Here is a 23,162-nt window from a genome sequence, read left to right as displayed (position 1 = left end):
GCCGCGAGGCCTGCCCCCGCAGCGGCGAAACGACTACCCGGCGATCTCGTCGCGTACCCGCCGTTGGAAGGCCCGGGCCTGCGCACCGGTGGGCGGCGGCCCGCCGTGTCGCGCGGCGACCGCTTGACGGATCACCTCGGCCGGGTCGCCGGCGTCGATCAGCCGCTGCCCGGCGGCCACCTTCGCGAGCCAGACGCCGTCGCGGTGGCGCACCAGTGACCGGCAGGCGCCGAGTACGGCGTCCTCGGCGCCGGGCGCGGGTTGGTCGGCCGGCGGTGTGGGCAGGGCGAGCCACCAGGACGCCGCCTCGAGGAGCAGCCGGCGCAGGTCGGCCGGGGCGAGGTCGGTGAAGGCCTCTCCGGCCGGCGGGCCGAGCAGTGGGAGTCCACTCTGGTGCAGGATGCTGCGATCGAGGCCGTACCAGAATCGGCCGTCGGCGGCCGGGCGGTCGGCGGGGTCGAGGGTGCGCCGGTACGGCATGCCGGCCCCGGTGTTCAGTTCGACCTCGAAGCCGGGCTCCGGGGTGCCGGAGGCGGCCACCGCCCGGTCGTAGACGACCAACTCCAGTCCGCGTGCGGGGCAGGGCAGCGCCTCGTGCCGCAGCCGGGCGACCAACGTCCGCTTGGCGGTGTCGGTGAGCGGCCCGGCGCTGAGCAGCGCCACGTCCACGTCGCTGCGGCCGGGCTGGTACGCCCCGAGCCCCACCGAGCCGGCCGCGTACGCGCCGACCAGGTCGTCGCCGAGCACGTCCCGGGCGGTGCTGACCAGGTCGTCGAGGTAGCGCTGGAGATCGGAGTCCACGGGCCATCATGACGCACGGGTCGGAGCCCGGGCGGGACTACCCCGCGTAGAGCAGCAGCAGACCGGCGACGGTGTAGGCGACCATCAGCGCCAGCAGGGGTAGTTGGCCGGCCACCGCTCGGGCCCGGGGGAACAGGTACAGGGCACGGTCGTGGGCGAGCAGCGTGCCGAGCAGGTGCCCGAGGATGATGACGGTGATCTGGAGGGTCGCGACCCCGGACGGCGTGATCAGCGCGGTCCGCGGCTCCCAGTCGGCGGTGCCGAGCCAGTTGGCGCCGGTGCCCAGGGGGTCGGAGAGCAACGCGACGGTGCGCTGGCCCTCCAGGATCAGCAGCGAGTAGTAGTGCGCGACCACGTACCCCACTGCGATCGGCACGATGGAGTGGGCGATCTCGCCCGGCACCCCACGGGCCTCGGCCGCGTCGGCGCGACCGATGCGCGCCGCGGCACCGGTGGCGGCGAGATACGCCACCGCGACGGCGGCGATGACGAGGCTCAGACCGGCGCTGCCGGTGACCGCCGGGTGCAGGCCGTTCTCCTGGCTGAAGCGCAACCAGCCCGGCGCGTTGGAGAGGCTGTCGTACATGGTCGAGCCGAGCAGCACGATCACCACGGCGACCAGCCCGGGGCGGGGTCGCAGGCCGGCGATCCCGTCGAGCGGGTTGCGCCAGACCAGCACGCCGTCGGCGGCCCGGCCGAGCGGGGCGAGTTGACCGATCAGTGTGCTGTACGCCTCGAACGGGTCGGCGTTGTCGAACCAGCCGGCGCCGAACAGCACAGCGCCGGCCAGCAGGACCACCGCGTACCCGACCAGCCAGGCGGTGATGACCGGCAGGGTGGCCCGGTCGGGGGCGACCAGTTCCAGCCAGACGAACCCGAACACTGTGGCTGCGGCCGGCCACCAACCGACGCTGTCGGGCAGCTCACGGAGCCCACGGTTCGGGTCGCGCCGCGCCGCCAGCGCCGTGAGCAGGTGCACGGTGCGCAGCGGGTTGACCGCCCGCCAGATCGGGCCGAGCAGCAGCGACAGCGGGGCCAGCCCGACCCAGAGCAGCACGTAGAGCGCGCCGGCGGTCGGGTTGTCAGCGGTGTCGCGCCCGCCCAGCAGACCGAGGCAGAACCAGGCGGCGGCGAACAGGCCGAGCCCGCGCAGGGCCCACCGGAACGCGGGCGCGTCGACGAGTCGGGCGAGCCAGCGCGGCACCGGGCGACCGCCGGTGGCGTCCCGGTCGAGCCGGGGTTCGCGCCAGAGCAGGCCCAGGGCCACGAACGTGACGACGAGGGTCAGCGCGGCGGCGACGACGAGCTGCGGGAGCGTGATCGGCAGGTCCTGGCGACCGCCGACGCCGTGTGCCAGCAGCGTGGGAGCGGCAGTCATCTCGTTCAGCGGACGACGAGCTGGAAGAGCACCAGCTCGGATTCGTGCGTCTCCACCTCGAACAGCCCGGTCTTGTCGGCGCGGAACTCCACCGAGCCGGGCGTGCCGGCCGGCAGCCGGGCACCCAGGTCGTAGCCGTGCACGTGCAACTCGTCGGCCACGTCGGAGGTGACGGTGATCCGGACCAGCTGGCCCTTACTGACGGTGACCCGCCCGGTTGGCGGATCGACCCGCTTCTTCGCGATCGTCACGGTGATCTGTTGGTCCACCGCGGCGGTGCTGGCGGAGGCGCTGGGCGTGCTGGTGGCCGTCGGGGTCGGCGCGGTGGGGGTGGCGCTCGACGGGCCGACGGACGTGGGCGCCGACGAGGGGGTCGCCACCGAGGGGTCGTCGTCCTGCCCGCAACCGGCGAGGAGCAGGGCGCCGAGGGTCGCGGCGGCGAGGGTGGCGGCGGTCCGGGCGGCGGGGGTACTGACGAACACGGGCGGACTCCGAACGACGCGAGGGGGACGGGTGTCGGGTTGATCGTCGGGGAGGAGAACTCTACGTCTTGTTCGGTGCGGGGGAAATGACCATGATGAACGAATGCGATCGAAGCTGGTCACTGTGCGTGAGGTTCTGAGCCGTGTCGTGGCGGCGCTGGCGGCGACACTGGTGGTGTCGCTGCTGCTGCCGGTCGCCCCGGCGTCCGCGCACGGCCAACTGGCGACCTCCACCCCGCTGAAGGGCACCGTCGTACGCGAGCCACTGACTCAGTTGGCGTTGTACTTCACCGAGAAGCCGGCGTCCAACGCGCACTTCGCCATCAGCGGTCCGGACGGGTCGCGGGTGGACAACGGGTGGTCCTACGGTGAGCCGAAGCGACTGGACAAGCCGGTCACCGAGTACTTCATGGTCAACGGCGTGTTCGAGCCACGGCTCTACCACACCGGCTTCCCGGCCATGGTGACCGTCGCGCACTGGCCGGCGAAGGGCCGCTACACCGCCAGCTACCTCTCGGTCGCCTCTGACGGTGAGGCGGTGCGGGGCGAGGTGACCTTCGACTACCAGGGCCCGGGCACGCCGGCTCCGGCTGGCTGGTCGGCGCCGACGGCGGGGCCGGATCCGGCGCTGCTCGCCCAGGCCGAGGGCGAGGGCTCGGCCAGCCCGGGGGCGACCGGCGCCCCGGCGGACGCCACCGGCGACCCGGCGAGCGACCCGGCTGGCGCCACCGAGGAACAGAGTGACGGCGGATTCCCGGCCTGGTTGGTCCCGGCCCTGATCGTCGTCGTGGTCTCGGCGATCGTGCTGGTGGCGGCCCGCCGTCGGCCCGCAGCGCGCGGAGCATCTACTGGGGACCGTCGGCCCGCCGGCGGCGCGGGCCGAGGCGGAGCCGCAACCCGCAAGTCCGCCAACCCGACTCGGAAGACCGGCAATCGGAGCGGTGGCCCGCCGCGGCGCGGACGGCGGTAGACGGTCGCCATAGTCGGGCATTCTTCGCGTATTATCGCGAACTTTCGCACGGACATTGGGAACTTTTGATGTATCGAGGCGAAGCCATGGACACTCCAATCGAAACGCCTTAATGTTCCGAGCCATCCACCCGGTGTTTCCGCAATGTCACTCGTCGGCGTCGAGGACGTTACGGAGCCGGGCCGACGGTCATCCTCACCACTGATCCACGCCGGCCGTCGGACACTCCACTGCCTCCTGGAGGAACGATGGGCACACGCCTGCTACGCCGACTCCACCATCCCGTCCTGGGTGCGCTGACACTCGTCCTCGCCGCCGGTCTCTGGGCCGTCCCCGCCAACGCCGCCCCCGCGCAGGAACCGGGCGTCACGCTGCGCGTCTTCGACGTGCAGGTGCCGCTGTCCGAGTTGTGCACCCTCAAGCCCGCCCAGACCCCCAACGTGGACAAGCTGATGTCCACCATCAACTGGACCTCGGCGGCCGACTTCGGCTTCGAGGACAACTTCGTCTCGCAGGTGCTCGGCAACATCACCACCACCCAGGCCGGCAGCTACACCTTCCGGCTCAGCAGCGACGACGGCTCCAAGCTGTCGATCGACACCGCCGTGGTGATCAACCACGACGGGCTGCACGGCGCGACGCCGCCAAAGGAGGGCACAGTCACCCTCACCGCCGGCCTGCACCCGCTACGCATCGACCACTTCGAGCGTGGGGGCGGGCAGCAGATCACCCTGGAGTGGAAGACCCCCGGTTCGTCGACCTTCGTGGTCGTACCGAACTCGGCGCTGAGCACCGACGCCGGCGTGGTCCGGGTGACAGCACCCGGACGCAAGGAGTGCGAGGGTGTCTCCGACACCCCCGGCGACGGCCTGCCGCTGACCGGCGTGCACCCCGGCTACACAGTGACCAACCTGCGGCCCAGCGGCTTCCAGCCGAAGGTCACCGGCATGGACTGGCTGGCCGACGGCCGGCTGGTCATCAGCACCTGGGGCGGCAGCGACCAGTCCGGCAGCTCGCAGGACGGCGAGGTCTGGATCCTCGGCAACACCGGTGGGTCGACGACCCCGGGCAACGTGACCACCAAGAAGATCGCCGGCGGCCTCAAGGAACCGATGGGGCTCAAGGTCGTCGACGGGGTGGTCTACGTGACCGAGAAGCAGCGGCTGACCCGTCTGGTGAACACCGGCGGTGACGAGGTGGCCGAGCGTCTGGAGACCGTCGCCACCTGGCCGTACGGCGGCAACTTCCACGAGTTCGCGTTCGGCCTGCTCTACCAGGACGGGTTTTTCTACCTGAACCTGTCGGTGTCGATCAACTCCGGCGGCGCCACCACCAACCCGCAACCCGCCACCAACCGCGGCACCACCCTCAAGGTCAACAAGGACACCGGCGCGGTCAGCTACGTCGCCGGCGGCCTGCGGACGCCGCACGGCATCGGCTGGGGCCCGGAGGGCGGCATCTTCGTCACCGACAACCAGGGTGGCTGGCTACCCTCGTCGAAGCTGGTGCACGTCAAGCAGGGCCGATTCTTCAACCACTTCACGAACCCGGCGGGTCCGTTCGACACCGCACCGGTCACGCAGCCGGTGCTCTGGATGCCGCAGAACGAGATCGCCAACTCGCCCAGCACGCCGCTCTACCTGACCAGCGGTCGCTACGCCGGCCAGTTCGTCATCGGTGACGTCACCTACGGCGGCCTGCAACGGGCGAACGTGGAGAAGGTCAACGGCGAGTACCAGGGCGCGCTGTTCCGACTCACCCAGGGCCTGGAGGCGGGCGTCTCCGAGGTCAACGTCGGCCCGGACGGCGCGATCTACGTCGGTGGGCTCGGCGCGGGCGGCAACTGGGGCCAGACCGGCAAGCTGTCGTACGGCCTGCAGAAGCTCACCCCTAACACCGCCACCACGTTCGAGATGCTCGCGATGCGCGCCACCACGACCGGCTTCGAGGTGGAGTACACCCAGCCGGTGTCGACGGCGACCGCCGCCGAGCTGGCCGCGCGTTACAAGCTCAAGCAGTGGAGGTACGTGGCGACGTCGAACTACGGCGGTCCGAAGATCGACGAGGAGACGCTGACCGTCACGTCGGCCACCCTGTCGGCGGACGGCAAGAAGGTCACCCTCACGGTGCCCGGTCGCAAGGCCGGCCGTGTGGTGCACCTGCGCTCGCCGCGCCCGTTCACCTCCACCAGCGGCGAGTCTCTGTGGAGCACCGAGGCGTGGTACACGCTCAACTCGATCCCGGGCAGTCCCCCGCCACCGACCGGCGGCACCATCACCGGCGTCGGCGGCAAGTGCCTGGACGTCGACAACTCGGGCACCGCCGACGGCACAAAGATCCAGCTGTGGACCTGCAACGGCACCGCCGCGCAGTCGTGGACGAAGGTCGGCGACACGTACCGGGTGCTGGGCAAGTGCCTGGACATCGACAACGCCGGCACCGCCAACGGCACGAAGGTCCAGCTCTGGACCTGCAACGGCACCGGCGCGCAGGTCTGGCAGCCGCAGGCGGACGGGTCGATCCGCAACCCGCAGTCCGGCAAGATCATGGAGGCCGCCGGCGGTAGCAGCGCCGACCGCACCCAGATCCAGCTCGGCACGTACGCGGGCGGCGCACACCAGAAGTGGGTGGTCAGCAGCGGGGTAATCGGCTGACCTCGGGCGAAGGGGTGCGGCCTGACCGGCGGGTCAGGCCGCACCCCGCCAAGTCCGTGGTGCGAGGAACGCCGCTCAGCGGAACAGCACCGGCCGGTTCCCCCGGGCGCCGACGAGCTGGCCCCGAATGTTGATGTCCACGATCGAGTCGGTCTCCCACACGCCCCGGGTGGTCAGGTCGGTCATCACTCCGTTGCGCCAGAGGAACGGGCGCCACGCGGCGGTGGTGGTGCTCTGGCCCACCACGTCGCCCCGGTCGTTTATCGCGGTGGCTCGGCTCCAGTCGCCACCGAGCGTGCCGAGGTCGGTCAGTGTCCCGTTCTGCCAGCGGAAAGCCCGCCCGTTCGCCGCACCCACCACCTGGCCCCGGTTGTTGACCCCGATGGCCTCGCTGCCGATCTGGGTGAAGACGCCGTTGCGCAGGAGACCGCCGACGCAGGTGCACGGGTAGTCCTGCGGCGGCACGTTGAACCCGCCCACCACGTCGCCCGCGTTGTTGAAGTCGGCGGTGAACTCGTAGAAGTACTCCAGGCCCAGGTCGGTGAAGACACCGTCGCGCCACAGGAAGCGGTGCGGCATCTCGCCGGCCGGTTCGCTGGTGCCGAGCACCTGCCGCCGGTCGTTGACGCCGATCGCCACACTGTTCTCCCCGCCCAGGGTGCCCAGGTCGTGGAGCTGACCGTCGCGCCAGAGCACCGCGCGGGTCAGGTAGTCCGAGCCGAAGGAGGTGATCGCCACGTCACCGAACTCGTTGACGTCCACGGCGCTGGAATCCGTGTCGCCCGGCAGCACGCCCAGGTCGGTGATGACACCGTGGCGCCAGAGCACGGCGTGCCGGGCTCCGCTGGCGACGGTGCTCCAGCCGACGATGTCGCCGCGGTCGTTCATCGCCGTCGCAGCGCCGTCACCCCCGCTCAGGGTGCCGAGGTCGACGACCCGATAGCTGTGCGGGGACGCGGTGGCGGGAGCGGGAGCGAGGGTGATCAGCGCGACGACTGTCGTCGCCGCGGTCAGCAGGGGACGTGGGGACACCATGGACGCCAAGGGGGACGCTCCTCGGATCGGAGCGGCGACGACCCGGCGGACGGGCGCGGGGCCACCACCACTGTGCGTTCGATCGGTAACGCACAGTAGATCCGGTGCCGTGGCGGCACGCCACTGACCGAACGGTCACCGACGCCCGAGGCGCGCGGCGGTGGGCGTTGGTCAGGGGCCGTGCGGCAGCGGTTGCGCCAGTGCCCGCAGGTCCGCCGGGAGTTGGGCCAGGGCGTCCTCGAACTCCCGGTGCCCGACCACCCGGTGCATCGTCTGGAGCACCGCGCGGGTGCCCCGCTCGGCGGCCGCGCCGTCGATCCCGGCGCGATCGGCCACCCGGCGCAGGAACTCGTCGTAGCCGAACGATTCCGGCGGCTCGGCGGCCTTGACCAGCAGCGGGCTCAGCTCGTCGGCCAGGTGGGGGGCCAACGCGCCCGCCTCCCCACCACTGAGCCTCTCGGTGAGGGTCCGCAGGACCGCCTCGGTGAGCGAGCGCGCCTGCTCCGGCGGGAGACCCGCCCGTGCCGCAACCTTGTCGACGAACGCCAGCTCGGCCATGCCCCCGCCCTTCGCTGTCGGAAACGCGTGGCTACCCGGGCCCACCGGCAGCAAACCAGGCAGCCGCAGCCTGGATGGTTCTGCTGGTTGCTCCGCGCGGTGCCGTCGGCTTCTCGTACGGTGAGGTCGGACCGGGAACCCGACGGCTGCCCGACGGCGGCCCGTGCCGCAGGAGGAGCAGATGGCCCTCGACCTGCCCGACGTGATCGACAGGTACTTCCGGGCCGTCAACGACCGGGACCTGGACGCCTTCGTCGCCTGCTTCGCGGACACCGCGAGCGTCGCCGACGAGGACCGCCTGTACGACGGGCGGGCCTCGATCCGCGCCTGGCGACAGAAGACGATGGAGGCCTACTCGTACACCGCGGAGCCGGTCCGGGTCACGTCGCAGGCGGGCGACTCGTACCTGGCTATCACCCGGGTGTCCGGTGACTTCCCCGGCAGCCCGATCGAGCTGCGGTACCGGTTCACGCTGCGCGACGGGCTGATCGGCGCTCTGGACATCCGACCCTGACGACGAGTAGGTCCACCGACACGAGGGGAATGCCGTGCCGCGAGTCTGGCTCATCACCGGCTGTTCGCGTGGTCTCGGCCGCGCCCTCGCCGAGGCGGTTCTGGCCGACGGCGACCACCTGGTGGCCACCGCCCGCAACCCGGCACAGCTCGACGACCTGGTCGACCGCCACGGTGACCAGGTCCGCACGGTGGCCCTCGACGTCAACGACCCCGCCGCCGCCCGCGCCGCCGTCCGCACCGCTGTGGACACGTTCGGGGCGCTGGACATCCTGGTCAACAACGCCGGGTACGCGGACGTCGCCGCGATCGAGGACATGTCGGAGGACGACTTCCGGGCGCAGGTTGAGGCGAACTTCTTCGGCGTGGTCAATCTGTCCCGGGCCGCCCTGCCGGTGATGCGCGACCAGGGGCGCGGGCACATCCTACAGATCTCCAGTGTCGGCAGCCGGGTCGCGAGCACGGGTCTGGGCGCGTACCAGTCCGCCAAGTGGGCGGTCAGCGGCTTCTCCGCGGTGCTCGCCAAAGAGGTCGAGGCGTTCGGGATCCGGGTCACCTCTGTCGAGCCGGGTGGGCTGCGCACCGACTGGGCCGGCTCGTCGATGAGCGCCCTGCCGATCAGCGAACCGTACCGGCCGGTCATCGACCCGGCCGTGCAACGGCTGCGCCAGGCCAGCGGCGCCCAGCCGGGCGACCCGGCCCGCGCCGCCCAGGCGATCATCCGGATTACCCGGGTCGACGACCCGCCGCTCCGGTTGCTGCTCGGCGCCGACGCGGTGGCCGCCGCCCACGCGGCCGCCGAGGCCCTCGCCGCCTCGGACGCGCGGTGGCGGGAGTTGAGCGAATCGATCGCCTTCGACGCGACACCCTGACCCGGCTCCCCTGCCGGACCGGCCAGGCTGCCCGGCCCGCCAGGCTCATCTCATTGCTCTTGGGGCCGCGACGCTGGTCGGGCCGGTCCGCAAGTGATCAACCGCCGAACGGACGAGACAGTCAAGCGGGCAGTGGGTGACATGATGTGGCGACAACAGCTGTCGCTACGAGAAGGGTTCCTGCTGCCCGATGGCGCACTTCGAGGCTCGCACGCCCACGGCACCCGCACGGGACGCGGTGCCGCTGGCCGGGCAGCCGCATCGGGCGGGCTGATGCCGGGCGAGCGACGGGAGACCGTGGCCGAGCAGAGTGTCCCCACCCACGCAGCGGACACCATGGCGTATCAGGTCGCGACCGACATCCGAGCGCTGCGCGCGTTCGTCAGCGCCGGGGCGCTGGCCCGTGGCCTGTCGACCGAGCGGGCGGAGCTGTTGACGTTGGCGGTCAGCGAGCTGGCCACCAACACGTTGCAGCACACCGCAGGCGGCGGCTGGGTCCGGCTCTGGGCCGAGCCGGGTCAGGTGTTCTGCGACGTGGTCGACCAGGGGCCGACGCGGGCCTTCGGCCGGAGCATGCCGGCCGCAGACTCGGTACGGGGTCGCGGGCTGGCGATCGTGGAGCAGATCTGTGACGAGGTCGCGGTGCTCACCGGTCCCGGGGAGACCGTCGTACGGATTCGCCTGAGTCTGTGAATGTCAGCGGCGATCCCTCCCCACCCGGGTCGGGTTGGCTGCCACAATGCGGACAGCCCGGGCCGACTGTGGCACCGGGTCGGACCCGAACGGGAGGACGGCACGATGCCGGACAGCGCACGCGAGGCTGAGCTGCTCGACGCCGAGCGCACCCTGCAGGCAGCCCAACGGGCCGGCGACGTCGCCGCCCTCGATCAGCTGCTGGTCGACCAGTTGATCGCCATCGGCCCGGACGGGCGTACCCACAGCAAGCAGGATGACCTGGCCGCCCACCGGGACCGCCGCACGGTCGTCGAGGAGTTGGTGGAGGAGGAGTTGGACCTGCTCGTCGTCGGCAAGACGGGGGTCACGTTCTTCCTGGGCCGGGTGTCCGGCTTTTCCGAGGGGGCGCCGTTCGCGGCGCGGCTGCGCTACACCAGGACGTGGGTCCACGACGACCCGCACGGCTGGCGGGTCCTGGCCGCACACATCAGCCCGGTCTGACTCAGCTGCCGTCCTCGTCGTCCTCGTCGAGCAGGCCCTGCTCGTCGAGGAACGCGAACCACCGGTCGTCGGCGGGGGTCAGGTCGGCGTAGCCCGGCCCGAGCAGGTAGTAGTCCACGAAGGATTCCACGTCGGGGGCAAGCTCCTCGAACGCGTCGGACATGAACCACTCGGTGCCGGTGGGTGGGAAGTACCAGATCGCTCCCGTGCCACGATCCATGAAGATCGGCTCGTCGCTGCGGACGCCGACCACCAGCCAGCCTGCCCGGTCCTGTGGAATGGACGAGAAGTCCGGAGCGTAGTCCAGGTGGTACTGCATCCCCGCGAGGGTCGACGAGGACGCCAGCTCGACCCGGCCCGCCCGCAGCCCGTCGGCCACCAGCAGGAGGTCCCGCAGGTCGGCCGGGAGCCCCACCGGCACGGCGTCGATGGCCGCCCCCTCGCCGAAGTCAGCGTAGGCCAGGCTGTCCGGCACGTCGGCCAGCTCAGCCCGCAACTCCTCGATGAGCTGCCGCAGCTCGAGGTTCAACGCACCACCTCTGTTTCGGATGAGGTCCCGTCCGGCATTGCCCCCGGCTGCCCGGAGACCTGCGAGCCGATGCGCGGTTTGGTTCTACCACGCACCGGCTCGCCAGAGCGTCACCTCGCCGAATCGACCAGCCGGGCCGTCACCGTCGAGCCCTTTCCTCAGCTCACGACGGCGTCGATCGCGCCGATGCGCAGGGTGCCGTCGTTGAGCGGTGTGCAGCGGATGCCGCCGGTGGTGCGCAGCGCCTTCCACGTCCCCGGGCCGACTGTGACGTCCATCCAGGCGCACGGTCGGGCCGCCCGGTTGACCCGCAGGCTGACCGGGCCGTCGCCGGAGTCCAGCACCAGCACTCTGCCGATCAGCTCGTCCACGGCGATCCCGGTGGTGAGGATGTTGCGCCGTACCTCGGCCAGACCGATGCCGACCGGCAGCGACTCCTGGGCGATGACTGTGACGCTGGCGTCGCGGTGCGCCGGCTGGCCGAAGTATCGGTCGCCGACGATGCCGAGGCCGGCCCGGATCCGGACGGCGTCGACCAGCTCCCCGGGCGGGGCCGGTGCCGGGCCGTCGGCGGGCCGACCCAGGAAGCGGTGCACGGGCGAGGCCAGCAACTCGACGATCTCCGGCATGGCAGGAATTCTACGAACCGGACCGGCACCGCCGGGGCAGGTCGACGGATGAGCCGGTGGGGACGGCGGCGCGAGCGTCGCCGTCCCCACCGTGACCCGGTTCAGGCAGGTGTGCCGGTGACGGTCAGGTTGCGCAGTCGGCCCACGTTGTCGAACGAGCCGAAGCCGACCCGGCCGGAGCCGAACGTGGTGTCCTTCGCGGTCAGCAGCGGGTCCCGCTGCCCGTCGACGTAGACGGCGATCTCACCGGTGGTCGGCAGGTGCACCACCCGGACGTGGTGCCACCTGGCATCGGTGATCGCCGGGTTGGCGCCCCGGGACCGGCCGTTCCACTGGTGGTCGATGCGCTCCCGGTCGGCGTTGTTCACCTTGAAGATGCCGTTGTGCGGATAGATCGTGTTGTCGGTGGAGAGGTGGGCGTAGTAGTACTCGGTGTCCGAACGCCAGCCGAAGACGATGATCACATCCCGGTTGGTGATCTCCACCGGCGTGTCGAGCCTTACCTGGGCGTCGACCCGCACCGACGACCACGCCGGACCGTTGGTCAGCACGGCGTACTCGAAGGGCCGGCGCGGGCCCGGCCGGCTCTCCCCGGCCTCGGCCAGGATGACCTGGTCGTGTGTGAACTGCCACTTCGCGGGCGTGACCGGCGCCCAGTTCGCGGCCCCGGCGGTGCGGCGGAGTGTGACGTCCCCGACGTCACCGCTGGCGAACTCCCGGGTACCGGTCACCTTCCAGACCTTTCCGTTGGCCTTCGCGACGACGTAGAGCTCACCGGCGGCGTCGGTGCCGAAGCGCAGGTCCACCCGGTTGGGGTCACCAGGCGCGCCCGGTGCGGACAGGTCGCGCATCCGGACCGGGGTGCCCGCCGTGTCGAAGAGCGCGAGCTGGTGGATCGTGGCCAGCCCTCGGCCCCGGCGCATCTCGTTGGCCTCGGTGTAGAGCACCCGGCCGTCGACAAGGTCGCCGAAGACGTACGTGCCGCGCAGCGCGGGCAGCGTCCGCCCCCGGTAGACGAAGCCGCCGGCCACCGCGACACCGACGTCGTCGGTGCAGTTCCAGCCAGCCGCGGGGTCGTGGTCGTACGCGGCGACCGGATAGGTGTAGCCGTACCTGTCGTCGTCGGCGGGCAGCGGGAGCAGCCGGTCGCAGGGGTTCGTGGCCGCCTTGTCGAAGACGAACGAACCCTCGCGCTCGCTCCAGCCGAAGTTGTCCCCGGCACGGACCTCGTAGATCGCCTCGACCGCGTGTTCACCGATGTGCCCGAGGTACATCCGGCCGGTCGCCCGGTCCCAGCTGAACCGGTGCGGGTCCCGGAAACCCACTGCGTAGAGCTCGCCGAGCGCGCCGGCCCGGCCGACGAACGGGTTCCCGGCCGGGATGCCGTAGCGCCCGTTCGCGGAGTTGGTGCCCCGCGGGTCGATCCGCAGCAGCTTGCCGTGTGGCAGGGCCAGGTTCTGCGGATCGGTGTTGCGGGCGCCCTGGCCACCGTCGCCGACGGCGAGGTACAGCAGGCCGTAGTCGCGGTCGTGGCGCTTGGCGGTGGGATTGAAGTTGATCTCCTGGATGCCGTGCACCTGGCCGCCGAAGCCGATGCGCAGCACCTCCCGGTGGGTGCCGGCGAAGGTGGCGGCGGCCGGATCGGTCGCCGTCCATTCGGTGATGACACCGTGGAAGAGCGTGTTGGGCTGGGCGTAGTCGGGGGCGACGGTCGTCGTCGACGCCAACTCGGTGTGGATGGTGTAGAACCGGCCGTTCACCCCGAACTCCGGGTGGAACGCGACGTACCCGAAGCCCTGGCCGAGCCCACGACCGGAGAAGAACCGCGGCGCGAACGTCGCGGCCACGTCCAGGTAGACGTGCGGCACGCCGCCCTCGACCAGGTAGAGGCTGCCGTTGAGGTCGGGCACCGCCCGCCGGCCGGAGCCGTCGGGCACCTCCATGATGGTGTTGATCCGCGCGGTACGCATGAGCCGCGCGTCGGTCGGCGCCGGCGTGGGGTACGACTGCGGGAAGCTGGCGTACTCGCTGAGGACCAGCCCCAGTCGGGACTGGACCGGCATCTCGGGGATCGGGTCGTCGACCGCGTCGGCGGCCCGCGCGGGCGTGGCGACCAGTGTGGACAGGATCAGCACGAGGGCGGTGAGGCCGGCCCTCACTGTGGGCCGGCGGACGGCGCCGGCGCGGCGGTGCAGGGTGCGCACGCGTGTCTCCTTCTCGGTGGGACGGTGCCGAGGGTGGTCAGCGGGCAAGGTGGCGGTACTGCCTCCGCACGTCGTTCGCGGAGACCACACTGTCGAGGAACATCAGGCCGTCCATCCGGCAGTCGCACGGGTTGCGTTCCAGGGTGTCCTGGGGGAAGCTGCCGCCGATCTTGATGCCCCGGGGGTCGGACGCGGTGGTCACGTGCGGGCCCGGCCCGGACACCAGCCACGGGTCGTCGGCGCGGGTGTAGAAGCCGTCCACCGGTTCGCCGTTGCGGTAGAGGGCGAGCGCGCCGGTGGCGAAGTCGAAGGTGGCGGCCAGGTGCACCCACTCCCCCACCGGCAGCAGCTCGCGCCAGTCCCGGGTGGCGGCGAAGGTCTGTGAGTTGCCGCCGTCGAGCCGCCGGCCGAGCGCGACGAGACGCAACTGCCCGTCGACGTCGATCAGCTCCAGCAGTGCGCGGACGCCGTGGCCGTCGGAGTCGCCGGTCAGCACTCCGGCCAGCCCGATCGCGTTGTACCTGTCGTCCGGGTCGGCGGTGGTGGAGTTGGGTAGCGGGCTGTCCATGTTCAGCTTGAACCAACCCATGACCGTGGTGCCGGCGGTGGCGCTGAAGGCACGCAGCGTCCGCACCCCGCTGGCCGACCAGGTGCCGGCCTTCCAGTCGTCGTTGCCGGCGACGGCGGGCGCGACCTGCCGGGTCTGTACCGCGTTGCGGCTGCCCCGGTAGGCGCGGTCCGGCACCCGCATGGCGGCGCCGCCGTTGATCAGCTCGATCTCGGTGCCGGAACGCGCCTGGTCGCGTTCGAGGGCGCTGTCGCCGGGCACCGGGTGGTCGAAGTCGTACGCGGCGACCAGGTGCACGCGCAGCGCCGGGTGGACGTCGTGCGAGAGGCCGCGATCCGCCTGCGCCGGTGGCGCGCTGGCGCCGGTCAGTGCGCCGATCGCCAGGAGGGAGACGGCCGCTCGTCGGGCCCTGGACATGGCTGTCACCTCGTTTCGCGGCATGCCGGATGCCGGTCACGTAAGCGCTTACGAAAGCGCTTACGTACCCTAGGCTTCGATCGATGTCGCTCGCAACAGATCGGGTGACATGAATGTTTTCGGAGGGTTGCCGATGCCCAGGGCCAGCCAACGGCCGCGCCTCGTGGACGTCGCCGAACACGCCGCCGTCTCGCTGGCGACCGCCTCCCGAGCCCTCGCCGGCCGTGAGGGGGTCAGCACCGAGGTGGCCGACCGGATCCGGCAGATCGCCAGTGAGCTGGGCTACGTGGCCAACCCGTACGCCCGCACCCTGGCCAGCGGGGCCACCTCCACTGTGGGGTTGATCGTCCACCAGGTCGACGACCCGTACTTCTCCGAGATCGCCGCCGGGGTCATCCAGCTCGCCGCCGAGCAGGGGCTGCTGGTGCAGATCTGCCAGTCCGGCCGCGACCCCGGCTACGAGCTGCAACAACTGCGCCACCTGATCGCCCAGCGGGTCGGCATCGTGCTGATCAGCGGTTCCGGCTACGACGACCCACGGATGGAGAGCGCGGCCCGCGCCGAGCTGGCCGCGTTCCAGGACCACGGCGGACGGGCCGCCGCCATTGGACGGCACGCGCTCGGCGTCGACGCCGTCCTGCCGGACAACGAAGCCGGCGGCCACGCGCTCGCCCAGCACCTGATGGATCTCGGCCACCGGCGGATCGCTGTCGCCGCGGGCAGCGCCGGCCTCACCACGGTCGCCGACCGGCTGGCCGGAGTGTCGTCGGCCCTGCGGGAGCGCGGGCGGTCTCCCGCCGACCTCGCCGTTGTGCACAGCGACTTCACCCGCGGCGGTGGGCGCGCCGCCGCCGAGCAGATCCTCAACGAACATCCCGAGACGACGGCGATCATCGCCCTCAACGACGTGATGGCCATGGGCGTGCTGTCGACGCTGCGCTCCCGCCGCGTGCCGGTGCCCGCACGGATGTCGGTCGTCGGCTTCGACGACGTCTCCGTGGCGGCCGACCTCGCCCCCAGCCTCACCACCATCCGCCTGCCCATGACCGAGATGGGCCGCACGGCACTCACCCTCGCGCTCAAGCCGCGCACGACACGCCCCCGCCGCCGCCCCACCGGGCACCTGCTGGTCGTCCGCGACTCGACAGGGCCCGCACCGAGGACCTGACCGACGCCACCCCCGCTCACACCGCCAACGCCGCGCGGACCTCCCGTGCCGCCGTGACGCCCCCGTCGCCGTGCGAGGTGACCCGCCCGGACTCCAACACGTGGTAGCGGTCCGCCACCCGCAGCGCGAAGCCCAGGTGCTGCTCGACGAGCAGCACACTGAACCCGGACTGCCGGGTCAACTCGACGATCCGCTCCTGGATCTCCGCGACCACCGACGGCTGGATGCCCTCGGTCGGCTCGTCGAGCATCAGCAGCCGCGGCCGGGTGATCAGGGCGCGGGCGATGGCCAACTGCTGGCGCTGACCGCCGGAGAGCAGCCCGGCCCGACGCCGCAGCAGCGCGCGCAACGCCGGAAACAGGTCCAGCACCTCCGCCGTGGCCACCGCACCGTCGCGCCGGCCGTCGGCGACCAGCCGCAGATTCTCCGCGGCGGTCAGGTGCGGAAAGCACTGCTGACCCTGCGGGACGTACGCCATCCCCCGCGCCACCCGCTCGTGCGGCCCGGCGCGGGTGACGTCCTCGCCGTCCAGCTCGACGGTGCCGGCACTCGGGCGCAGCAACCCCGCCGCGACCCGCAGCAGGGTGCTCTTGCCGGCACCGTTGTGCCCGAGCACGGCGGCCACCCCGTCGGGCGGGACCGCCAGATCGACCCCGTGCAGCACCCGAGAGCGCCCGTACCCGGCGTGCACCCCGCGTAGCGTCAGCATCATGCCTCCAGGCCGGTGCGGGCCGACCCGGCGTCGACCGGGTGGCCAAGGTAGACCTCCTGCACGCGCGGATCCGCCTGGACCTGCGCGACGGTGCCCTCGCTGAGCACCCGGCCGGCGTGCAGCACTGTGACGCTGCGCGCGAACCGACGGAGGAAGTCCATGTCGTGCTCGATCACGACGACGGTGCGATCCCGGCTCACCAACTCCAGCAGCGCGCCGGTGGCGTCGCGTTCCTCATGGCTCATCCCGGCGACCGGCTCGTCCAGCAGCAGCAGCCGCGCGTCCTGCACCAGCAGCATGCCGATCTCCAGCCACTGCTTCTGGCCGTGCGCGAGCGTCCCGGCGAGGTCCGCGGCCCGCTCGGCCAGACCGATGGTCTCCAGCGCGGCGGCGATCTCGTCGGGCACACCCCGACGGCGGCGGGCCAGTGTCGCCCAGCTACGCCGGGCGCCCGCCGCGATGTCGAGGTTCTGCAACACCGACAGCTCCTCGAAGACCGTCGAGGTCTGGAAGGTCCGCCCGATACCGAGCCGACTGATCCGGTGCACCGGCCGGCCGAGCAGTTCCTCGTCCCCGAACCGGACCGAGCCGGTGGCCCGGACCAGACCGGTGATCGCGTCGACCAGCGTGGTCTTCCCGGCGCCGTTCGGCCCGATCAGGAACCGGATGTCGCCGGCTGGCACCTCCAACGAGACGCCGTCCACTGCGGTGAAACCGTCGAAGCTGACCCGCACGTCACTGACGGACAACCCGTCCAACCGCTCGCCGCTCATGCCGCGGGCACCTCCGTCCGCTCAACGCGTCGTCGGCCCAGCGACAACCGCCCGCGCCACAACGGCGGCGCGGCGGTGTCGCGGCGGCGGGCCAACGCCCACAGCGACGCCAGGCCGCCGGGAAGGAACGCCACAACGACCACGAAAAGCAACCCCTGAAGGTACGTCCAGGTGCCCGGGAAACGCTCGGAGAGCGCGGTACGCGCCCAGGCCACCGCCACCGCGCCGAGCACCGGCCCCAGCAGTGTCGCCCGGCCGCCCACCGCGACGCCGATGACGAACTCGATCGACGGGACGATGCCGATCAGCGCGGGCGAGATGATGCCCACCGCCGGCACGAACAGCGCCCCGGCCAGCCCGGCCATGCCCGCCGCCACCACGTACGCCACCAGCTTGACCGACGCCGGGTCGTAGCCGAGGAAGCGGACCCGTTCCTCACCGTCGCGAACCGCCACCAGCAACTCGCCGTAGCGGCTGTGGATGAGCTGACGGGTCAGCGCGAGCAACGCCAGCAGCGTCCCGGCGATGATGAAGTACACCATCCGCTGGTTGACCGGGTCGTCCAGGTCGTAGCCGAAGAAACCCTTGATGTCGGTGAGCCCGTTGGTGCCACCCGTGGTGCCCTGCTGGCCGATCAGCAGGATCACCATCGCCGCCGCGAGCGCCTGACTGAGGATGGCGAAGTACGCGCCGCGCACCCGGCGACGGAAGACCAGCGAGCCGAGCCCGAAGGCGACGATCATCGGCAGCAGCACCGTGGCGGGCAACGCGAACCAGGGGCTGGCGAACGGCCGCCACCACAGCGGCAGCTCGTCGAGTTGCCCGTACAGCTGCATGAAGTCGGGCATCCCACCCGGGCCCGCGTCGGCGAGCTTGAGGTGCATGGCCATCGCGTAGCCGCCCAGGCCGAAGAAGACACCCTGGCCGAGGGTGAGCATCCCGCCCCGGCCCCAGGCGATCCCGATGCCGACCGCGACCATGGCGACGCAGAGATACTTGGCGAGCAACGCCAGCCGGAAATCCGACAACACCAGCGGGGCGACGGCGAACAGCAGCGCCGCGCCGAAGGCGAAGCCGGCCAGGGTCCGTAGTCGCGAGCGGCCGGCGGGGCGGCCCGGTGGTACGGCGCCGGCGGGCGCCGGGCGGACGGCGGTGTCGGGTGGCGCGGGGGTGACGGCTGTCATGCGAGGCTCCTGGTCCGCAGGGTGAACAGGCCCTGTGGCCGCCACTGGAGGAACGCGACGATCGCCACGAACACGATCACCTTGGCGACGCTGAGGGTGGTCAGGTACTCCCCGGTGGCCTGGAGCACGCCGAGGGCGAAGGCGACGATCACACTGCCCTTGAGCTGGCCGATCCCGCCGACCACGACGACCAGGAAGGCATCGATGATCAGGTTGGTGCCCATGGTCGGGCCGATCGGGCCGAGCAGGGTGAGGGCCACCCCGGCGAGCCCGGCCAGGCCGGAGCCGAGGAAGAAGGTCGTCCGGTCGACCCGGGAGGTGGCGATGCCGGAAACGGCGGCGAGGTCGCGGTTCTGCACGACGGCGCGGATACGACGCCCGAGCGGGGTGAGTCGCAGCGCCAGGGTGAGCGCCGCGACGGCGGCCAGCGCCAGGGCCAGGATGAACAGCCGGTTGTTGGCGATGGTCAGCCCGCCGGGCAACGCCACGTTGCCGGTGAGCAGCTCGGGGGCGCGGGTCTGCACGTTCGGGCTGCCGAAGATGTCCCGGGCCAGCTGTTGCAAGATCAGTGAGACACCCCAGGTGACCAGCAGGGTGTCCAGTGGCCGGGCGTAGAGCCGGCGGATGAGCAGCACCTCCAGCAGGACACCCATGGTGCCGGCGACCACGAAAGCCACCGGCAGCGCGACCGCCAGCGACAGGCCGGCGCCGGTGATGCTCTGTTGCAGAACGTAGGTGGTGTACGCGCCGGCCATGATGAACTCACCGTGCGCCATGTTGATCACGTTCATCTGGCCGAAGGTCAGCGCGAGGCCGAGCGCGATGAGCAGCAGCACCGCGCCGATGCTGATGCCGGTGAAGAGTTGACCGAAGAGGACTGTCACTGTGGGTACTCCGAACTGCTGGTCGGGTGGCCCGGGCGGAGCGCGCGGCAACGCGTTCCGCCCGGGCCGGCGTCGTCAGCTCAGGCCGCTCGCCCACGGGTAGGTCTTGAGGTACGGGTCCGGCGCGACCGGCTTGCCGGAGTTCCACACCTCGGTGATCAGGCCGTCCGCGCCGATCTTGCCGATCCGGGCGGTCTTGGCGATGTGCTGGGTCTTGCCGTCGACGGTGACCAGGCCCTCCGGCGCGTCGAAGGTGATTCCGTCCGAGGCGGAGCGGACCTTCTCCACGTCGAAGGCGCCGGCCTTCTCGACCATCGCCTTCCACAGGTGCACGCCGACGTACGCGGCCTCCATCGGATCGCTGGTCGGCTTGTCCGCGCCGTACTTCGCCTTGTACGCGGCCACGAACTTCGAGTTCGCCGCGCCTGGGGTGGTCTGGTAGTAGTTCCAGGCCGTCAACTGACCCTCCAGGTACTGGGTGCCGATGCCCTTCACCTCTTCCTCGGCGATCGACACCGACACCACAGGCATCGCGGCGGCGCTCAGGCCCGCGGACTTGTACTCCTTGAAGAAGGCCACGTTGCTGTCACCGTTGAGCGTGTTGAACACCGCGTCCGCGCCGGACGATTTGACCTTGTTGACGATGGTGCCGAACTCGGTGGAGCCCAGCGGCGCGTAATCCTCACCGAGCACCGTCATCCCGTTCGCGGCCGCGTACGCCTTGATGATTTTGTTGGCGGTCCGCGGAAAGACGTAGTCGCTACCGACCAGATAGACCGACTTCGCGCCCTGCGACTTCAGGTAGTCCAGCCCGGGAACGATCTGCTGGTTGGTCGTCGCTCCGGTGTAGAAGATGTAGGGCGACTGCTCAAGTCCCTCGTACTGCACCGGGTAGAACAGCAGCGCCTTGTTCTTCTCGAACACCGGCTTGACCGCCTTGCGGCTGGCCGACGTCCAACAGCCGAAGACGGCGGCCACCCGGTCCTCGGAGATGAGCTTCTCGGCCTTCTCCGCGAAGGTGGGCCAGTCCGAGGCGCCGTCCTCACCAACCGGCTGGATCTTCTTGCCGAGGACACCGCCGGCCGCGTTGATCTCATCGACGGCGAGCATGATGGAGTCGCGGACGGTGACCTCGCTGATCGCCATGGTCCCGGAGAGCGAGTTGAGCAGGCCCACCTTGACGGTGTCGCCGGAGACGTCGGCGGTGACGCCGGTCGCGCCGCCCTCGTCGGTGGTCTTGCTGCCGCACGCGGTCAACGCGGCCGCGGCGACCAGGGTCATGGCACCCGCCAGGATGCGGCGGCCCCGGAATAATGACATCTACTCTCCCTGCGGTGCACTCAAGTGGCGAAAGGACGGTCGGTGCGGTCCGATGGAGCTGACGTGGGCGATGCCAAGGTCGACGGGTGGACGCCGCGCAGGGCACCGGATCGGATATGGGCACCGAAAGCGTCGACCGGCATGATTGCGCGGGTGTTTCCCAGTCCTTAATTGACTGTTTCCGACGGGACCGTCGAGGCGCGCACGAAAAGCGGCCGACACCGTTGGGGAGGAAACGGTGTCGGCCGTTCGGAAAACGCATGATAAGTGCCACCACAATGGTCGACGGACGAATCCGCCGACGGTGGGCACGCAATGGTGAGATCTGACCCGTGGCCAGATACTTCACGCAGGAAGCATCTTAGGACGGCGTCGGGTGGCGCTGTCAAGGGTCGGGTGTGCCGACTACCGTGCCCGGTTCAGAGCTGGGCGAGCACCGTGAAGTCGAGCCCGTCGGCCTCGGCCAGGTAGATGCGCTGCCGGACGTGCCGCTGACGCAGCCGCAACCGCCCACGCGGCCCGTGGTAGGCGACCGTTTCGGCGGCCGTCTCGATGGCCCGTACGTCGAGGGTGCGGGCCTGGCCGATCAGCGCGGCGAGCAGCATGACGCCCTCGTAGCAGGACTCCCCCAGGCTGCCCAGCGGCGGCGCCTCCACCCCGAAACGCCGCGCGAACTCGCCGTGGAAGTCGAGATTCTCCTGTGTGACCAGCCCGGCGAAGAAGCCCGCGGTGCTGTACAGCCTCCGGGTCGCGCCGGCGCCGCTGGCCAACAGCATGTTCTCGTCCATCAGGGTGCTCAGCCGCAGGCAGCGCTGATCCAGGCCGGATCGGGCGAACGCGCGGTTGAAGCGGACCGCGTCGGCACCGACCAGCAGCATCAGCACCGCGTCCGCGTCACTGTGCTCGATGCGGCGCAACACCTCGGTGAAGTCGTGCGCGTCCAACGGCAGGAAGTGCCGCCCCACCACCTGCCCGCCGCCGCGCAGCGCGTACCGCTGGGCCGCCCGCGACGTACGACGCGGCCACACGTAGTCGTTGCCGACCACGAACCAGCGGCGCACACCCTGCTCCCCGGCGAGTAGCCGCATCGCGGGCCACAGTTGGGCATCCGGCGTCTCGCTGGTCAGGAAGACCCCTTCGGTACGTTCGCCGCCCTCGTAGAGTGCGGTGTAGACGTACGGCACCCGGTGCGCGACGCGGGGCGCCAACGCCTGGCGCACCGAGGAGATGTGCCACCCCGTCACCCCCTGCACGGCTCCCACCGACACCAACGCCTCGACCTCGGCGGCCACCTCGGCCGGCGGCGCGCCACCGTCGACCGGCACCAGCCGGACCTCCCGGCCCAGCACGCCACCGCACCGATTGATCTCTTCGACCGCGAGCTGCGCGCAGAGCTCACAGGTGGGGCCGAACATGCCGGCCGGCCCGCGCATCGGATAGACCAGCGCGATGCTGACCACGGCACGGTCGACGGTCAGCCACGGCGGTGCCGGCGCGGACATGAGCACATGATTGCCCGGCCCACCACGGAAGACCAGCGCTCACCACTGACCGGGACGACTCGCTACCATGACAGGGCCACCGGACCAGGGAGTTTCATGTCTAACGTGCCCGGGGCGCCAGCCGACCTGCTGCGCTCGCTCACCCGCGCCGAACGGCTGCTCTCCCGCCGGCTGGGCGCCGTTCTGGCCGACGACGCGATCAGCATCGAGGCATGGCGAGTGCTCTGCCTGCTCGCCGACGGCCAGGGTCACCCGATGAGCGAGGTGTCCGCCGAGGCGTCGCTGCCGCCGGGCACCCTCACCAAGCTGGTCGACCAACTCGTCGACCGCAACCTCGTCTTCCGCCGGATCGATCCGATCGACCGCCGCCGGATTCGGGCGTACCTGACCGTTCGGGGCCGCCGTGAGCACGCCCGCCTGGACGAGCGGGTCCGAGCCAGCATCGCCGAACTGGGCATCACGGAGATGGGCGTCGCGGAGATGGGCATCACGGAGATGGGCGTCGCGGAGACCAGCGGGCCGGGCACGCCCCCGGCCGCCAACCTCGTACGCCAGCTCGACGACCTGATCGACCGCCTCGACCCGGCCCGGCAACGAGTGCACGCCGACGCGGCCGGCCCACACCGCTGACCCCTTCCCCGCTCCCCTTCCCCTTTCCGCTCCGCGCTCCCGTTTCCCGCTCCCCGCTCCCCGCTCCCCGCTCCCCGCTGCGGGCTGCGGGCTGCGGGCGTTCGGCTCCGGGCGTTCGGCTCCGGGCGTTCGGCTCCGGGCGTTCGGCTCCGGGCGTTCGGCTCCGGGCGTTCGGCTCCGGGCGTTCGGCTCCGGGCGTTCGG

Annotated in this window: 23 protein-coding genes; 8 read left to right on the top strand and 15 right to left on the bottom strand. The window is 71.2% G+C overall.

The genetic code is table 11. The annotated features are described in order from the left end of the window. Positions 1 to 33: 33 nt before the first annotated feature. From AB0C20_RS08410 to AB0C20_RS08400, 3 genes are read right to left on the bottom strand one after another with little or no spacing between them, the layout of a single operon-like run. A complete protein-coding gene (locus AB0C20_RS08410; RefSeq protein WP_357180510.1) occupies positions 34 to 801 on the bottom strand; it encodes a nucleotidyltransferase domain-containing protein in 768 nt (255 codons plus the stop codon). A 37-nt stretch (positions 802 to 838) separates the two neighbouring features. Next, positions 839 to 2,179 (bottom strand): hypothetical protein, encoded by a 1,341-nt coding sequence (locus AB0C20_RS08405; RefSeq protein ID WP_357180507.1) that lies wholly within the window; start codon positions 2,177 to 2,179, stop codon positions 839 to 841. A gap of 5 nt (positions 2,180 to 2,184) precedes the next feature. Continuing rightward, positions 2,185 to 2,661, bottom strand: coding sequence for a hypothetical protein (locus AB0C20_RS08400; RefSeq protein WP_357180504.1), 477 nt, complete (start codon positions 2,659 to 2,661; stop codon positions 2,185 to 2,187). A gap of 103 nt (positions 2,662 to 2,764) precedes the next feature. Between AB0C20_RS08400 and AB0C20_RS08395 the strand changes: the two genes are divergently transcribed. Both AB0C20_RS08395 and AB0C20_RS08390 read left to right on the top strand, forming a co-directional pair. Further along, complete coding sequence (locus AB0C20_RS08395) at positions 2,765 to 3,631, top strand: copper resistance protein CopC (RefSeq protein WP_357180501.1); 867 nt, start codon at positions 2,765 to 2,767, stop codon at positions 3,629 to 3,631. A 248-nt stretch (positions 3,632 to 3,879) separates the two neighbouring features. Further along, positions 3,880 to 6,285 (top strand): ricin-type beta-trefoil lectin domain protein, encoded by a 2,406-nt coding sequence (locus tag AB0C20_RS08390; protein WP_357567642.1) that lies wholly within the window; start codon positions 3,880 to 3,882, stop codon positions 6,283 to 6,285. 75 nt (positions 6,286 to 6,360) lie between these two features. On the opposite strand, the gene AB0C20_RS08385 is transcribed toward AB0C20_RS08390, so the two are convergent. Together AB0C20_RS08385 and AB0C20_RS08380 are read right to left on the bottom strand one after the other, a co-directional pair. Further along, complete coding sequence (locus AB0C20_RS08385; RefSeq protein WP_357180718.1) at positions 6,361 to 7,320, bottom strand: hypothetical protein; 960 nt, start codon at positions 7,318 to 7,320, stop codon at positions 6,361 to 6,363. Between the two features lie 171 nt (positions 7,321 to 7,491). Beyond that, entirely contained in the window at positions 7,492 to 7,878 is a 387-nt protein-coding gene (locus tag AB0C20_RS08380; RefSeq protein ID WP_357180496.1) for a DUF2267 domain-containing protein, read from the bottom strand. Between the two features lie 181 nt (positions 7,879 to 8,059). Between AB0C20_RS08380 and AB0C20_RS08375 the strand changes: the two genes are divergently transcribed. The 4 genes from AB0C20_RS08375 to AB0C20_RS08360 all read left to right on the top strand — a co-directional run bounded on the left by AB0C20_RS08375 (position 8,060) and on the right by AB0C20_RS08360 (position 10,439). Beyond that, a complete protein-coding gene (locus AB0C20_RS08375; protein ID WP_357180493.1) occupies positions 8,060 to 8,392 on the top strand; it encodes a nuclear transport factor 2 family protein in 333 nt (110 codons plus the stop codon). Positions 8,393 to 8,426: 34 nt separating this feature from the next. Beyond that, positions 8,427 to 9,263 carry an oxidoreductase gene (locus AB0C20_RS08370; protein WP_357180489.1) on the top strand — a complete coding sequence of 279 codons (837 nt, stop codon included), beginning with the start codon at positions 8,427 to 8,429 and terminating at the stop codon, positions 9,261 to 9,263. Positions 9,264 to 9,536: 273 nt separating this feature from the next. Next, positions 9,537 to 9,956 carry an ATP-binding protein gene (locus tag AB0C20_RS08365; RefSeq protein ID WP_357180486.1) on the top strand — a complete coding sequence of 140 codons (420 nt, stop codon included), beginning with the start codon at positions 9,537 to 9,539 and terminating at the stop codon, positions 9,954 to 9,956. A 105-nt stretch (positions 9,957 to 10,061) separates the two neighbouring features. Beyond that, on the top strand, positions 10,062 to 10,439 hold the full coding sequence (locus tag AB0C20_RS08360) for a nuclear transport factor 2 family protein (protein WP_112672939.1): 378 nt from the start codon (positions 10,062 to 10,064) through the stop codon (positions 10,437 to 10,439). Between the two features lies 1 nt (position 10,440). On the opposite strand, the gene AB0C20_RS08355 is transcribed toward AB0C20_RS08360, so the two are convergent. The 4 genes from AB0C20_RS08355 to AB0C20_RS08340 form a co-directional block, all read right to left on the bottom strand. Next, positions 10,441 to 10,968 (bottom strand): hypothetical protein, encoded by a 528-nt coding sequence (locus tag AB0C20_RS08355; protein WP_357180482.1) that lies wholly within the window; start codon positions 10,966 to 10,968, stop codon positions 10,441 to 10,443. Positions 10,969 to 11,126: 158 nt separating this feature from the next. Next, positions 11,127 to 11,597 carry a molybdenum cofactor biosysynthesis protein gene (locus AB0C20_RS08350; RefSeq protein WP_357180479.1) on the bottom strand — a complete coding sequence of 157 codons (471 nt, stop codon included), beginning with the start codon at positions 11,595 to 11,597 and terminating at the stop codon, positions 11,127 to 11,129. 101 nt (positions 11,598 to 11,698) lie between these two features. Beyond that, complete coding sequence (locus tag AB0C20_RS08345) at positions 11,699 to 13,801, bottom strand: PQQ-dependent sugar dehydrogenase (RefSeq protein WP_357180476.1); 2,103 nt, start codon at positions 13,799 to 13,801, stop codon at positions 11,699 to 11,701. A 37-nt stretch (positions 13,802 to 13,838) separates the two neighbouring features. Further along, entirely contained in the window at positions 13,839 to 14,786 is a 948-nt protein-coding gene (locus tag AB0C20_RS08340) for a LamG-like jellyroll fold domain-containing protein (RefSeq protein WP_357180473.1), read from the bottom strand. A 133-nt stretch (positions 14,787 to 14,919) separates the two neighbouring features. On the opposite strand from AB0C20_RS08340, the gene AB0C20_RS08335 reads away from it, so the two are divergent. Beyond that, positions 14,920 to 15,954 (top strand): LacI family DNA-binding transcriptional regulator, encoded by a 1,035-nt coding sequence (locus AB0C20_RS08335; protein WP_357180470.1) that lies wholly within the window; start codon positions 14,920 to 14,922, stop codon positions 15,952 to 15,954. A gap of 16 nt (positions 15,955 to 15,970) precedes the next feature. Here AB0C20_RS08335 and urtE read toward each other — a convergent pair whose 3' ends face one another. From urtE to AB0C20_RS08305, 6 genes are all read right to left on the bottom strand, one after another. Then, positions 15,971 to 16,663 carry an urea ABC transporter ATP-binding subunit UrtE gene (gene urtE, locus AB0C20_RS08330; protein ID WP_357567641.1) on the bottom strand — a complete coding sequence of 231 codons (693 nt, stop codon included), beginning with the start codon at positions 16,661 to 16,663 and terminating at the stop codon, positions 15,971 to 15,973. Beyond that, complete coding sequence (urtD, locus tag AB0C20_RS08325; RefSeq protein ID WP_238682412.1) at positions 16,663 to 17,439, bottom strand: urea ABC transporter ATP-binding protein UrtD; 777 nt, start codon at positions 17,437 to 17,439, stop codon at positions 16,663 to 16,665. The genes urtE and urtD overlap by 1 nt, the downstream gene beginning before the upstream one ends. Next, positions 17,436 to 18,623, bottom strand: coding sequence for an urea ABC transporter permease subunit UrtC (gene urtC, locus AB0C20_RS08320; protein ID WP_357567640.1), 1,188 nt, complete (start codon positions 18,621 to 18,623; stop codon positions 17,436 to 17,438). Before urtC ends, urtD begins: the two co-directional genes overlap by 4 nt. Then, entirely contained in the window at positions 18,620 to 19,507 is an 888-nt protein-coding gene (gene urtB, locus AB0C20_RS08315) for an urea ABC transporter permease subunit UrtB (protein ID WP_112605839.1), read from the bottom strand. The genes urtC and urtB overlap by 4 nt, the downstream gene beginning before the upstream one ends. Before the next feature lie 75 nt (positions 19,508 to 19,582). After that, a complete protein-coding gene (urtA, locus tag AB0C20_RS08310; protein ID WP_357180457.1) occupies positions 19,583 to 20,827 on the bottom strand; it encodes an urea ABC transporter substrate-binding protein in 1,245 nt (414 codons plus the stop codon). A gap of 419 nt (positions 20,828 to 21,246) precedes the next feature. Further along, positions 21,247 to 22,329 (bottom strand): substrate-binding domain-containing protein, encoded by a 1,083-nt coding sequence (locus tag AB0C20_RS08305; protein ID WP_357180455.1) that lies wholly within the window; start codon positions 22,327 to 22,329, stop codon positions 21,247 to 21,249. A 96-nt stretch (positions 22,330 to 22,425) separates the two neighbouring features. Here AB0C20_RS08305 and AB0C20_RS08300 point away from each other — a divergent pair, with 96 nt between their 5' ends. Continuing rightward, the gene (locus AB0C20_RS08300; RefSeq protein ID WP_357567639.1) at positions 22,426 to 22,959 is read left to right on the top strand and encodes a MarR family winged helix-turn-helix transcriptional regulator; all 534 of its coding nucleotides are present in this window, start codon (positions 22,426 to 22,428) and stop codon (positions 22,957 to 22,959) included. Positions 22,960 to 23,162 lie beyond the last annotated feature (203 nt).

It is taken from the genome of Micromonospora sp. NPDC048843, assembly GCF_040649965.1.
In the GTDB taxonomy this organism is placed as follows: domain Bacteria; phylum Actinomycetota; class Actinomycetes; order Mycobacteriales; family Micromonosporaceae; genus Micromonospora; species Micromonospora hortensis.
Note: the sequence above shows the minus strand (reverse complement) of the source record. Positions and strands in the feature narration are given on the sequence as shown.